The 14,745-nt window shown below is 39.8% G+C and carries 11 protein-coding genes; all 11 read left to right on the top strand.

What is annotated here, in order from left to right:
- The first annotated feature begins 72 nt into the window (after positions 1-72).
- Positions 73-5,151: a TonB-dependent receptor plug domain-containing protein gene (locus NE668_RS00160; protein WP_227037140.1), complete on the top strand. Its 5,079-nt coding sequence runs from the start codon at positions 73-75 to the stop codon at positions 5,149-5,151.
- 35 nt (positions 5,152-5,186) lie between these two features.
- On the top strand, positions 5,187-5,804 hold the full coding sequence (locus NE668_RS00165; RefSeq protein WP_123137758.1) for a MotA/TolQ/ExbB proton channel family protein: 618 nt from the start codon (positions 5,187-5,189) through the stop codon (positions 5,802-5,804).
- Between the two features lie 2 nt (positions 5,805-5,806).
- Entirely contained in the window at positions 5,807-6,214 is a 408-nt protein-coding gene (locus NE668_RS00170) for an ExbD/TolR family protein (RefSeq protein WP_004698605.1), read from the top strand.
- A 2-nt stretch (positions 6,215-6,216) separates the two neighbouring features.
- Positions 6,217-7,020, top strand: coding sequence for an energy transducer TonB (locus tag NE668_RS00175; protein ID WP_004696671.1), 804 nt, complete (start codon positions 6,217-6,219; stop codon positions 7,018-7,020).
- Between the two features lie 28 nt (positions 7,021-7,048).
- On the top strand, positions 7,049-7,567 hold the full coding sequence (locus NE668_RS00180; protein ID WP_123137759.1) for a flavodoxin family protein: 519 nt from the start codon (positions 7,049-7,051) through the stop codon (positions 7,565-7,567).
- Positions 7,568-7,588: 21 nt separating this feature from the next.
- The gene (hutW, locus tag NE668_RS00185) at positions 7,589-9,229 is read left to right on the top strand and encodes a heme anaerobic degradation radical SAM methyltransferase ChuW/HutW (RefSeq protein WP_227037139.1); all 1,641 of its coding nucleotides are present in this window, start codon (positions 7,589-7,591) and stop codon (positions 9,227-9,229) included.
- Positions 9,230-9,554: 325 nt separating this feature from the next.
- On the top strand, positions 9,555-10,571 hold the full coding sequence (locus tag NE668_RS00190; protein WP_227037138.1) for a carbohydrate kinase family protein: 1,017 nt from the start codon (positions 9,555-9,557) through the stop codon (positions 10,569-10,571).
- A gap of 10 nt (positions 10,572-10,581) precedes the next feature.
- Positions 10,582-11,943, top strand: coding sequence for a TrkH family potassium uptake protein (locus NE668_RS00195; protein WP_227037137.1), 1,362 nt, complete (start codon positions 10,582-10,584; stop codon positions 11,941-11,943).
- Positions 11,944-11,977: 34 nt separating this feature from the next.
- Positions 11,978-12,628 carry a potassium channel family protein gene (locus NE668_RS00200; RefSeq protein WP_227037136.1) on the top strand — a complete coding sequence of 217 codons (651 nt, stop codon included), beginning with the start codon at positions 11,978-11,980 and terminating at the stop codon, positions 12,626-12,628.
- A gap of 113 nt (positions 12,629-12,741) precedes the next feature.
- Positions 12,742-13,548, top strand: coding sequence for a hypothetical protein (locus tag NE668_RS00205; protein WP_256195327.1), 807 nt, complete (start codon positions 12,742-12,744; stop codon positions 13,546-13,548).
- Between the two features lie 12 nt (positions 13,549-13,560).
- Positions 13,561-14,661, top strand: coding sequence for an AAA family ATPase (locus NE668_RS00210; RefSeq protein WP_227037134.1), 1,101 nt, complete (start codon positions 13,561-13,563; stop codon positions 14,659-14,661).
- Positions 14,662-14,745: the final 84 nt, after the last annotated feature.

Consider the following 14,745-nt stretch of genomic DNA (forward strand, 5'->3'; position numbering starts at 1 on the left):
TGAAGTGTATCTTTTTAATTTTTGTGTGGGAGATACAAGACATATGTTTAGTTATAAGTTTAGGAGGGCATAATGAACCGGTGGGGACATACAAAGCGTACCATAATCCTGTCTAGTGCAGTTGCCTTGTGGCTTAGCGTACCTCTAGTGGTTTGGGCAGATAATGCGACTGTCACTACAGATGTTGTTCATGTGAAAGGCACATGGGCAGAAGAAGAAGCAAAATTGAACTCACAGCAAGTGCAAATCATTACCAAGAAAGAGATTGAAAAGAAACAGGCGAAGTCCGTCGAAGATATTATTTTTACACAAACAGGTGTATCTAGAACAGTTGATGCTATGGGACGTGTTGGCGTGTCCATTCGCGGTGCAGAAGCGCGTCACACTCTCATCCTCGTAGATGGTCAACCAGTGCTAGGTGATTTTGATAAGTACTCTGGTGCGGCAGATGAAGTACAACGTTTGGGTACAGAGAACGTAGAGAGAATTGAAGTTATTCAAGGTGCGGCTAGTGCTAAATACGGATCTGATGCAGTAGGTGGTGTAGTTAATATCATCACTAAAAAAGCACAAAAGAAACCATCCGTACAATTTAATGCTGAAGGCTTGCGTCGCAAGAGCGATGGCGATGTATTTCCGTTCCAAAACTTCTTCATTCGTGCCGATTCTGGTCAAATGGGCAAGTTAAAGGTTGGTTTATCAGGTAGTAAACGAGATCTTATGCCTGTTCTAGCATCTGTTAAACGTCGTGCCTCTGGGATGGCCTTTGATTATGCAAAACATAACTTCAAGCCAAATGTACTTCGTTACTATGGTGATGCGGCAGATATCGGTCTTGTAGCGACCTACGAGGCAAATGATAAAAATAAGGTGGAATTGCGACTTAATCGTTACACGGAAGATCTTGTGCGCGATGTTAAGCACTCCGACTCCGATTTAGAGCCACAGCAACACTTCAAACGTACGGCAGATCGTAATACAGCTAATCTGCAATGGTCCTCTAGAGCTGGAAAGAGTGACTGGACTGTAGAAACTAATTACTCTCGTATTAAAGAAAATGACGTAGCGCTCATTAACTATACAGGTCGTTCCGCTTATGAAGGCTCTAATGAGTTGCGTTATATTGATAACATCGATCATCGTCAATTAGATATTCGAGTAAATGCTAATACGCAAGTCAATAAAAATCATTTGCTAAGCTATGGTGTTAGCTATGCTCGTGAAGAAGGTTCTGGTAGTCGCTTAAAGAGTTCTCCTAATACAAGTACGATGTACATTGATCCATGGGATTACGATAAAAGCTTGTTAGTAGACCGCCTCGATCGTCTCGTGCGACGTAAAGGCGATAATAGTGTTAAAGTTTACTCTCACATCCATGACTATAAATTCATTAATTCCGGTGGCGGCATGCCGCAATGGGATATGGATTATGAATACTATGGGGCTGAAACAAAGGCACAAAAGCCGGGCATTACGTACGATGATTATGTGAATTATGGTTTATCGGAAAGCAGACTCAGTGAATGGTCAAGCACATCACCGAATAATCAGCCCGTAACGGATGAATTTAAGAAGCGATATTATGCTTTAGAAAATCGGTTGAAATCGGAAAATCCTGAAATGGCGGCGCATCGTGCAAATATCGTAGGCGACTATTTTAAATATGGTGAGTCTAACGATCCAGAAATGCGTAAGAAAGCGCCTAAGCTAAATGGTAAGGCTTTCTTGGAAGAGTACCGTAATCGCGACCAACGCTTGACTACTGGTAGTGGTACGATTCGTAAAATAAACGCTTACATTTCTGATACATGGCAAGTCAATAAGAATTTAACATTGTCTCCAATTGTGCGTTTTGATAATAGTAGCTTGTTTGGTTCTAACGTATCTGCATCCTTGGGTATGACATATAACGTTAACGGTAATACACATCGCAGATTTAAAGCCAATGTAGGTACTGGTTATACAGAACCTGGTATGGGCGAATTGTGGTATAACTGGGAAATGTATGCTTCTAACCCTGTAGGGATTGGGGTAGCAAAACTCGGTTGGTATTGGGCTGGCAATCCTAATTTGAAACCAGAAAAATCAGTCAATTTCGACATGAGCTTGGAAGGTGAAAATAAAAATACATATGCACGCGTAGGTGTATTCCATAACCGTATTAAGAACTATATGTCTGTATACTTCACTGGTGATTTTATGGACTTCGCACCATATCTCAAAGGTGATGCGAAATACCAACGTGCACCGGATATGATTTACAGCTTTAAAAATATTGGTAAAGCTGAAATTACAGGGTTGCAAGCGGAAGTACAACAAAAATTCGGCAAATATTGGTCTGGTAAATTAGGTTATACATATTTACACGCCATCAACAAAAGCGATCCATCCATGCCACGTCAATTATTGGATAAACCAATGCACAAAGTTGATATTGGCATTACTTATGATAACCCTAAATCCGGTTGGAATGGCTCCATCTGGGGTGATTACTATATCAATATGCTTGATAGTAATACTCTTAATAACGGTGGTAACTACTGGCCAGATATCTTGTCTGGTGATGCAGGCGTTTATAAGAAACAAATGTATGAAAAGAAAACATTTGGCATTTGGAATGTAATGATTCAAAAACGTTTCAATAAAAATGCCATGATGTATTTCGGTATCAACAATATCTTTAACCATCGCGATGATGATCGTGCTACACAAGAACGCGTATACCGCATGGGTGTTAACCTTAAATTTGGTGGTGGCGATAGTAGTAAAACTACGGCCATCGGCAAAACTAAGGATGGTTCAAAAGTTAATGCTACAGGGGTTAATGTAGCTAATGGTGAAGTGGTAAATTCTGAATCTGGTGTACAAAATGTAGCTGATGTAGTTCGTTTAACTGACTTTATTCGTTCTGATTTTGATACTACTAAAGAACGTGGTATTACAATGGTTGGCGACTATAGAGCGCGTTGGATGGCACATGATGGTTCTAATAGACCGCAATCTCCATTTAGAGCAAACTCTGCTATCGGTTCTGCAAAAGCCAATATGTACGATGCTAATCGTCATAGTTTTGAACAACGCTTACGTCTTGGCTTTGATGCTCGACTCAATGAGTTCACAAACCTCAAGGTTATTGGTAGCATGAGTGGTATGAGTGGAGTAGATACAAGCTGGACAAAATCTGATTCCAAAGGTCTCAACCATCAACGACTCGATACAGTTGATCTTACAAGACGCGTTAAGAAATGGGACGTATCCGTAGGGCGTTTAACTGAGCCTATGGGCGCTAGTGGCTACTGGTTTGGTCAATCTTATGATGGCGTTCGTGCTGTTTGGAATGGTCATGATTCTCAAGTTCGTATTGGTGTTGGTACTTTCAAACATAGTACAGGTATCACTGATTCTGCATATACACATGCAGTGCATAAAGTTATCTTTAGACCACCAACAGCAGCTGAATTGATTGGTATTAATCGTGATGATTATCCATATGATATTGAGAGTGCTACTAAAACTGGTTCTGATGGTGAGAAGAAGACCACAACAGATCCGGCAGCTCCAGATAGTCCAACTGGTATTTATAATTCCACCTATAAAGGTAAAACAGATAGCCTCTATTTCTATCAACAGCTCAAAGACTTGCAAGCTGAATACGAAGCTTATAAAGAAAGCTTAGACTTAAGATGGAGTAATCCGAACCGTGATCAAGAAATTGAAAAGGCTAATGCTAAATTAGCTGAAACTCAGAAAAAACAAGCTCAAATTATGGGTCGATTACAAGATATTCTTACAAAAGCATATCCTACAGATATGGCAGGGACTAAATTCTCCCTTGATATCCCATCTGGTGGGTATGCAATGTATGAAATCACCAATAAGAAAACAGGGGAAAAACTGTATAAAACAGGCGACATTATGTATAACGTAAATTCCCCATTGTACCCTGAATCTATGAAAGAAAAGGCAAAAGGTCTTATCGTATCCTCTGATAATAAAGAAGCCTTGCTAAATCCTAAAGAGTATGTTGATAAACATGCAGCTGAGATTAATCAATCGATTACAGAAATTGCCAAATATAATGCAAAAGATAACTGGAGTAATTATAACAATAGTGGGCTTGACGAAGTTTGGGTGAAACAAGCTGATGGTACATTTAAGAAATCTTATGATTACTATGGTCAACCGTCAAGTGATTATGAATTCACTGGCTTCTTAGGTGCAAAGACTTACAAATACGATAGTGGTAAATACGTATTTAGTGATTATGATGCTAAAGATGCCATTTACAAAAAGAACTTCACCATGTCCTCTGGTGATTATGGCGAAGGTGGTTCTTACTATGGTTGGGGTATGCCTAATGCATTGTTTAACTATATGTATAATCTTGAAAAAGTTGTACATGACGCAGAGTCTGAAAATAAATTACCACGCGAAGCAATCGGTAAGGTCATTGGTAACTTGATCAGAACAGAAGGTGTAGTTCTTGAAAAAGATACTGTACCAGCCATCGATAAGGCCGCATTTATTCAATACAAGAAACAAATTGGTGCTCGTCTTGGTTTACAAGCTTGGTACTTACGTTCCTTTGGTGGTAAAACACATACATATTTAAATGCTAATGGAAACAGTAATGATGAATACAGCTTCTCCAATGTAGCTCATGTATTTGGTATTGGTGCTAAGTATCAACTTGGTGCTAATGCAGCTGTTACGGTTGATTACGGTCAAAATCGTTCTAACTTAGGACGTTACCTCAATGGTAATACCGTATATCAACATGAACGTGGCACAGCAGACTTTACTCTAAAAGGTCATCAAATGGGCGGCACACCACACTTCTGGATGGCTCGTCTAGATATTGGGCGTGCTGATTTAGATGTTCCGAAATCTTGGAATGCGTTCATCGATTACAAATACTTTGAACATGGCTCCTTCTTCGGTGGTAATGGTACGGGTGCAGTACCTGATCGTTACTTAGATGGTGTTCGTAGCTTTACATTTGGTGCCGGCTATGTACCGCGCAAGGACTTGCTCCTTGAAGCATTCTATACTTTCGATGCGAAGGGCACTAATAAACGAGACACTTTATATGGTAGTGAAAGCTTTAAGTTAGGCGATTATACACGAATTCAAGGAACCTATAGGTTCTAATGCTCAGTCTGTAAACAGGCAGAAAGGTTACTAATATGGAAAATTTAAATTATGTCATTCACTTATTTCATAGTGGCGGGTATGTAATGTATCCATTGTTACTCTTGTCTTTCATGGTTATCGCTATAGCTGCAGAACGTGCTTTCTTCTATCGTAAGTATGCAGGTAAAACATTTGTTGTAACTCATGCCGTAAATGAATTCGCAAAATTACAACGTTGGGATGAAATTGATAAAGTAATTAAAGAGAACCCTTCTATTGCAAGTCGTATTGCGGAAGCAGGTTTAAATAATGATTCTAGCGAAGAAGCAATGAAGACCGCTTTTGCTGATCAAATGGGGGTTGATGCAGTTGGTTTCCGAAAATATATGGACTACTTAAGTGCAACAGTTACAATTTCTCCATTATTGGGCTTGCTTGGTACAGTAACAGGTATGATTGGCTCTTTCAGTATCCTTGACTCCGGTGCGGGTGCATCTGCCATTACTGGTGGTGTAGGTGAGGCGCTTATCGCGACAGCATCTGGCTTATGTGTGGCCATAATGGCATTTATCGTTTACACAATTTTTAGTCATCGTTTGGACTCCATTATTAACCAAATTGAAAATATGTGTGTAAATATAGTTACAGCTAAACGAGAAGGGTGGAAATAGTTATGAACTTGCAAAGCTTTCGTATGAAAACTAAGCCGGAATTCATGATCATTCCAATGATTGATATCATTTTCTTCTTGTTGGTATTCTTCATGATGAACAGCTTGCAAACAGTGGCTCAAAAAGCCTTGTCTGTACAATTACCACAGGCTACTAGTGCTTCTGCACCAGCTCAATTACCAGTGGTTTTAACATTAGATGCGGAGGGTCATATTACGATTGATAACAAGCCAATGAGCATTGACGATGCTGAGGCAATGGTAAAACAACGTATCCAAGAAAACCCTAATGCTAGTGTTATCTTACAAGCCGATAAACGAGCGGCTCATGGTCAAGTAGTAGCGATTATGGACATGTTAAAACAATCTGGCGTTAAACGCTTAGCTATTGCAGCTGAACAGAAAGGATAACTATGGGACTAGGCATATCATGGAAAAAAGCAGCCATTATATCCGCCGTAGTTCATCTTATTGCTCTCTTTATTGCTGTAATCTTTTTTGTAGTGGTTCCAGCCATTCAAGAAATGGATACCTATGAAATCGACCTCACACAAAGTGTGCTCGATGATGGTGGCAGTGGACATGCTGGTGGTGGCGGAGGTAACAGAGCCGATCTGTTCCCAAAACCATTGTCAGCAGATGAAGTAGCGGCAAGAACAAAGGCTGTTGTAGCAAATGTTGAACCATCTACAGCAACAGATATCCCTGATGCAGTAGATGTGGCAGCTAAAGCAAGCGAAAATAAAGGCAATACATCCGGTGATAATTCCGCTGTTGGTGGCACCGGCCCTGGATCTGGTGGCGGATCTGGCGGTGGTCATGGTACCGGTGAAGGCACTGGAGTTGGTGATGGTAGAGGCCATGGTACTGGTACAGGTGATGGTACTGGTGAAGGTGATGGTCATGGTACAGGTAAAGCAGCGTTCAATGTAGAGGGGTTTTATGCAGCTGTAGATAGCCAAAAACAAATTCCTTATGCGGCTATTAAACGTAAAATGAACGTAGATGTTACAATTAATGTAATGGCTAAATTAGATACTAATGGTAATTTAATAGATGTATATCCAACTAGTGGTGGGGATGAGATATTTGTAGAAGCGGCTCTTGATGCAGTGCGACGAGCGACTCCGTATCCAAATGAAACAGGGGATATACAACCAGTAGAAGTTCCTGTACACTTTGTAGTACAGGCCGATGGCGAAGATGAAGAAGAATAAATATATCTAAGTAATAAAGGAGATAATTATGAAATCTATTATTTTATATTCTTCCCTTACGGGAAATACTAAAAGTGTAGCGGAAGCAATGGCTTCCGTTATGCCTGAAGGTACACCTTGCGTCCCTGTAAAAGATGCACCTGAAAATTTAGCTGATTATGATACTGTGTTCGTAGGTTTCTGGGTAGACCGCGGTACAGCTAACAAAGAAGCGGCTCAGTTGATTGAAACTTTGACAAATCCTAACATCGTATTCTTTGCTACGTTGGGTATGTATGCTGATTCTGATCACGCTCGTGAAAGTATCGATAAAGCATCTACATTGTTGCAAAACAAAGAATCCCTTGTAGATGGGTTTGTATGCCAAGGTAAAATCGATCCTAAAGTAATCGAAATGATGTACAAAATGTTCCCACCTGGATCTGCACATGGTCAAAGCCCAGAACGCGATGCGTTACATAAAGCTGCAGAAACTCATCCAGACGAACAAGACTTTGCAAATGCAAAAGAATTCACAAAATCTGTACTTGCAAAGTTGCAAGCCTAATTTCTGAAAGGGGATTGGAGTATGAGTTTAGCAAGTTTCTTTGAGTCCATTCCGGAGAAGCAGCGAAACCTACAACTAGGTTTAGAATGCGATAATCCGATGAGTGGTGCATTTCCTCATAAACGTGTTGTTCATGCAGGTCTCAATGGTACGCTCGTTTCTCCAAAAGAAACGCAAGCCGTTTGGGATGCATTAATGAATGGGGCTCCTAAAAAGGGCGAAATGCAATGCGCTTACATTCATATTCCGTTTTGTAAGACAAAATGCACATATTGTGGATTCTTCCAAAACGGTACGAGTCAAAGTGTTGAAGACCAATATATTGATGGTCTTATCAGTGAATTAAAGCTCGCTAGTGAGCGTCCGAGATTAAAAGATGGCTTAATCCATGCCTTGTTTATCGGAGGTGGCACACCAACATCTTTATCTCCTACAAACTCTGAAAGACTGCTCAAAGCAATTAAAGCGTACTTGCCATTGGCAAATGATTACGAACTTACCTTAGAAGGTCGTATTCACGATTTAATTCCTGAAAATCTTGAAGTTTGGATGGCAAACGGTGTTAACCGTATGTCCATCGGTGTACAATCTTTCAATACAGAAGTACGTCAAATGGTAGGACGTTTAGATACGAAAGAAACCGTATTAGAACGTTTATCTGCCTTGAAAGCTTATGGTCAATGCTCTGTTGTTATTGACTTGATCTATGGTTTGCCTGGTCAAACTATGGAGGTTTGGGAACAAGACTTAGCAGATTTGGTAAGCTCTGGCGTAGATGGTGCGGATCTATATCAATTAAATGTATTTGATGGTAGTGATCTCAATAAAGACATTGCAAACGGCAAAGTTCCAGCTGCAGCCACAACTGCGATGCAAGGTGAGATGTTTGAATTCGGTCGTAAATACCTTGATGAACGCTCCTATCGTCGATTGAGTGCCGCTCACTGGAGTGCTAATAATCGTGAACGTAGCTTGTATAACACTTTAGCTAAATCGGGCGTTTCAATGTTCCCATTTGGCAGTGGTGCAGGTGGTAACGTCGACGGTTATGGTATGATGTTACATCGTGCATTAAAACCATACGAAGATATGGTTACCCGCGGTGAAAAACCATTTATGGCCCTTATGAAACAAAGTGATTTACAACCTATCGTAAACCAAGTAGTAAGTCAATTAGAACAAGGGTTCCTCAATATTATGAGTTTAGTAAAACTGGATTCAAGACTAGATGAATTGAACTGGCTCTATAAATTATGGGAAAAACGCGGTCTTGTTGCCTATAATGGTTTACTTTATAAATTGACTGCAGCAGGTGAATTCTGGACTGTAAATCTTACACAAAGTACATTAGAAGCAGTTGAATATATCCTGACTGGTAAGAATTCCTTTGCTGTAGAAGCAGTAGCTGCACAAGATACAAAAACAACTTCTAAAGACAATCCTAATCAAGAGGTACGTGGCATTGGTCAAGGTAAAGCTAATATTTCTGTGCCAACTGATGAAGATTCTGAAGCCCAACGTAAAGAAGCTCTCATTGCTAAGGCGAAAGCTGAAATTGCAAAGAGTGGTGCTTCTGGGGAAGCAGCAGAACGAATGGTACTAGCTATGTACAATTTGAGTGCTGATGAGATTGAATATATGATGGAGCGTATGATGTCCTAAACTATTATGTTACACCTCAATTCTAACAACCTTTTCCAATAATCAACATATAATATACAAGACATATTACGTGACATATACGTGCTCTCTGTAGTACAAAGTAGCCCCAGACTTCGGTCTGGGGTTTACTTTTTATAGAGCGAAAGGTATTCTGTAGGTATAAGACTTACATGACTTTAAAAAGTATAACAATAGATGTATAAGTCTATAAGGACAATAAAAAACAAATTGTTGTTAAAGTCATAAACCCATAAGTAAGATAGTGAATCTATAAGACGTGAAGTGATATGGCTTGTATAGCTAATAAAAGGTTTAGGAGGTTAGTATGAGTATATTTCCTCAAAAAAATATAGATATCGTAGGCATCGGTGCTAGTACATTAGACCGTTTTATAGTGGTGGATCATTATCCAACGGGTCGTGAGGTACAGCAAGTCGTATCGTCTACTACCGATGGTGGTGGGCCAGTGGCTACAGCACTAGCGGTGGCCGGAAAATATGGTGTTCGTACGGCTATGATTGATAGCATTGGCGATGATATGGTAGGCCGTCACATACTAGCTGACTTTGAAAAATATAATGTTAATACAGATGCAATTCAAGTTGAAAGAGGTGCTAAGAGTGGTGTTGCCACAATTCTTGTAAAACAAAGCACTGGTGAGCGCGCTGTATTCTTTGAACGATCTACAGCAACTGATCCCCATTTTTTAGAGGTTCATAAGCAATTGATAGAGGATGCTTATATTTTGCATATTAATGGTCGACATCGCCAACTCATGCGTTCTGCTATTGCTGTAGCGAAAGAAGCAGGGACTATCATTTCTTTAGATGGTGGTGCTCAGCGTTACGATGAAGATATGAAGGCTATTACAGAAGATAGTCATATTGTTATCGTAGCTCGCGACTATGCTGAAAAATATACGGGCGCAACTAATTTAGAAGATGCTTGTCGTATCATTCATGACCGTGGTGCTTTAATTGCAGGTGTTACGGATGGGGCTAATGGTAGCTATTTTGTATGGCCTGATGGTACAGCGTATCGTTGTGAGCCATTCCCGCAGAAAAGTATAGTAGATACTACGGGGGCAGGGGATAGCTTTCATGGTGCTTTTTTAGCTAATTTAGCACATATAATTAATCATATGAAGGGGCAAGAAACGATTTCAACGAGTAAGTCTCACGGTGCATCTATACGTGCTGTAGAGTTGATCAAACATTGTGCGCACTCCGATTTAGAGAAGGCCGCTATTTTTGCATCTGCGGTAGCTTCTTTAAATACACAAGGCATAGGCGGGCGAAGTCCACTACCAACGTTACAGTCAGTGCAGGAACTTATAGGATAGGACTACGGTTATGTGGCAAAATATTTCAAAAAATCAAGTTCAGCAATATATGCAACAAAATCCTTATCGTCTATTAGCCCTTAGCTTTTTGGCTGCCATGACTATAGGGACGATATTACTTATGTTGCCCATATCAAATGCTCAAAGCAATAGTACAACGCTTGTGGATGCAGCTTTTACCGCAGTATCTTGTGTTTCTGTAACAGGCTTGACGACAGTAGATACCTATTATCATTGGTCCTTGTTTGGCAAAATCGTCATGGTAATCCTTATCCAATTAGGTGGATTGGGGATTGTTTCGTTTACCACTATTATTGCTCTAGTATTAGGGCGACGGGTAGGTCTAAAAAATCGCGTGCTTTTGTCAGAGGATGTAGGGCAAGATGGCATGAAAGGGCTTCTACATATTACGAAGAAACTAACTATTTATACCTTCTGTGTTGAAATTATTGGTGGTATTATCTATACTATTCAGCTATATCCCTATATTGGTGATGCTGCTTTATATACGGGGATTATGCAATCTATTTCCAGCTTTTGTAACGCAGGATTTATATTCTTTGATAATGATCTACCTTATGCCATGGTGGGCGATGTATTATTTAATATAAATACAATGGCCCTTATTGTAATAGGTGGTTTCGGATATCTCGCAACCTTTGATATTTGGTCGCATCGCAAGCTACGACGTTTTGTAGATTTAAAACTACACACAAAAATAATGTTAGTTGGCACAACGGCGCTCATCCTTTTAGGGACTATTATTTTCTTGGGAGTTGAGTGGGCGAATCCCAAAACTTTTGGTCCTTTACCTATATGGAATAAGGTCATGGCTGCTCTATTTCAATCGATTACCCCTCGTACGGCAGGTCTTGCAACTGTAGATTATAATGATTTGCATCCAATTACTCTGTTTATTACCATCATTTTTATGTTTATTGGGGCAGGCCCTAACTCCACAGGAGGCGGTGTTAAAATTAGTACTATTGCTGTCGCTTTTCTAGCATCGCGTACATTATTTAATAACCGTCCTGATACAGAGATTTTTGAACGTCGTATTTCGTTGCTTACTGTCCTTAAGGCAAATGGGATAATCTTTTTATCTATCCTTCTTGTTTTGCTTGCTACTTGTTATTTGGCTTGGGATGAGCCGTATAACTTTATTCGACTACTTTTTGAGGTAACCTCTGCCTTTGGGACCGTAGGTCTTACAACGGGTATTACACCTGATTTATCTGAAAGTAGTAAATGGGTGTTGATGCTTGTCATGTTTACGGGTCGTGTAGGGGTTATGACTGTTATTGGTACTTGGGCGTTAAGAACGGCACCGACTAAACCAATTAGCTATGCAGAAGAGCGTGTATTGTTATAAAAACAGATTAGATTGAATATAAAAGGGGGCATATATGAAACATAAAACGATAGCAGTAATAGGTCTTGGTCAATTTGGTGGCACTGTTGCCAAGATGTTAGCTTCCATGGATCATGAGGTATTAGGTGTAGATATTGATCCAGAAGTTGTACAGAAAATTTCACCATTTATAACACATGCTATAGTTGCAGATACAACCGATGAAGAGGCAATCAAAGCATTGGCGCTAAGCCAGTTTGATATGGTTGTTGTGGCTATAGGTGGCAATCTTCAAGCTAATTTAATGACAGCTATGCTTCTTAAAGAGTTAGATGCACCTAAAATTGTGGCCAAGGCTGAAAATAATATACAAGGTAAAATGCTTCATAAAATAGGTGTAGATCAAGTGATTTACCCTGAATATGATATGGCATTACGCCTTGTACAATTTTTAACTAGAGATCATGTAATGGATTATTTGCAACTATCTAAAAATATTAGTCTCATAGAAGTTAAAGTACCGTCATTCTTGGTGGGGGCTAATTTAAAGGACTCCAATCTGCGTGAGAAATATAATCTTAATGCAGTAGGCATAAGACGCGGTGAGGATTTAGAAGTTCCACCAAACCCGATTACCATTCTCGGTGAAGATGATAAATTATTAGTCATTGGGAATAATTCTGATTTAGATGCATTAACGGAGTAGTATGTATACGAAAGATATATAACTACATCGAAAAAATATGATATAATAAGAATAGAATTCAGTATAGGCCATACGTATTCGTATGGCCTTTTTATATAGAAATGAAGGTTATTATGACAGAGGAACAATATATAGCGGCGCTGATCAATAACCCACATGGAATCCGTAATATTCCAAATCCTACGGAAGCAATGCAACTTACATGTGTGGGGCAAAACGGCATGCTGTTACAATATATTAAAGAACCTACTCAAAAGGTTATTGAAACAGCGCTTTCACAAGCACCACGGGCCATACAGTTCGTAGAGCATCCTAGTGAAGAGTTGTTGAGTGCTTTGGTAGAAAAGGACTGGGCGGTTTTAGAATACATCAGCGATCCGTCTGATACATTAATTCAAAGCGCGTTAGCTCAATCAGGCTGGGCTATTCGCTATATTGCAAACCCATCTGAAGAATTGCAATTAGAAGCGGTGAAGGCGAATTATGATGCCTTACAATATATCAATGCTCCAAGCGAGGTTGTGCAGTTACAAGCCGTGCAAGAGAGTTACTTAGCCTTGCGCTACATTGATGAGCCTAGCGTAGCTGTACTAGAAGCAGCAGTAAAGCAAGATCCACAGGCAATGCGGCAGATTACAACCCTCACTAAGGACTTGGCCTTGCATCTATTTAAGGTAAGTGCGGCTATTGTCGGTTATATACCTAATACATTGGGTGTTACAGTAGACGAAATCAAAGCTATAATTGTAGATGCTATTTCCAGCGATACAGTTGATGAAGACTATATACGCGAGTTAATCAACAATAAAGCTATCGGTGGACGTCAATCAAAATGGCCTATTGATATATTGTCACTTATTGATATGTATGGTACTAGAACTGTTAAGAAAATCGCAGTAGGCGAATATTTGAAATATTAGAATGGAGATGTAATGAACTTTATAGATACAATGGCAAGCGTTGAATTAGTGCTTGCTGCTAATCAAGTGCCCTTGCTCGTCGGTGAGACTGGTATTGGTAAAACCTCTCTCGCATCACGCGTTGCAGAGGTACATAATTGGGAATTAGTAACTATTGACGGAAACCTCTTAAAAGAAGGTGAAATCGGAGGCTTGCCTACTGTAGAAACGGTGACGCATACGGATGGTCATGGCAATACACGGGATGTGAAAACTACAGTATACGCTGTGCATCATACATTGGAACATGTGGCACAAGCTGTAGACCAAGGCCGCCATGTATTACTTTTTATCGATGAAATTAACCGTGCGGAACATGCGGTGCAACAAGAGTTGATGAACCTTATCTTAAACCGTGAAATCAATGGTTTCTCCTTAAGTGATCAAGTGCGCATTATCGCAGCTATGAACCCTGAGGATTCCTTTGATTACCAAACAATTGACATGGACCCGGCACAACAAAACCGTTTCGTATGGCTTTACATGAATGCTGATTATATGCAATGGATTGATTGGGCTATTGGTGCAGGCATTGAAGAAAAGGTTATTGAATTCATTTCTTCTTATCCAGAATATTTAAATCAACGTCACGAAGATGATATCGATGCTACACCTCGTTCCTTTGAACGCGTGTCTGGTCTATATACGATTTATAAAAACCAAGAGGGAACAAGCTATAGCCGAGACGTATTTATGAATGTTATCCGTGGTAACGTAGGCAAACTCATTGCGGAGGCTTTTGTAAACTTTATCGAGTCCGACCAAGAACCTCTTATTACTTTTGACGATGTATTGGCGGCGGTTCAAAAACCAGGTGCTATTATGTCTATGGCTGAGCAGGTTAAAGGTGAAAGTCCAACTCGCCTTTATGTAGCAGCAAAAAATATGTTGCATCGTTTAAATCGCAATAGCAATGCCCAGGAAGTTCATCACTTTGTGAAATTTTTGACCTTGTATCCAGGGGACTTGCGCGTAGCGGTTATGAAAGATCTTCGTAACACTTATGAGCGCGTTTACGCTTATGCTATTGAAGATGACCTCTTTATAGATACTTTCTTTGAAGCACAAAAATAATTCTATGTGAGTAGTTAACCAAATCGAAGCTATATATAGATAATCGACTGTAGTAAATTATTAATTATTATGCTAATTGATATA

It is taken from the genome of Veillonella parvula (assembly GCF_024461875.1).
GTDB classification, from domain to species: domain Bacteria; phylum Bacillota; class Negativicutes; order Veillonellales; family Veillonellaceae; genus Veillonella; species Veillonella parvula_I.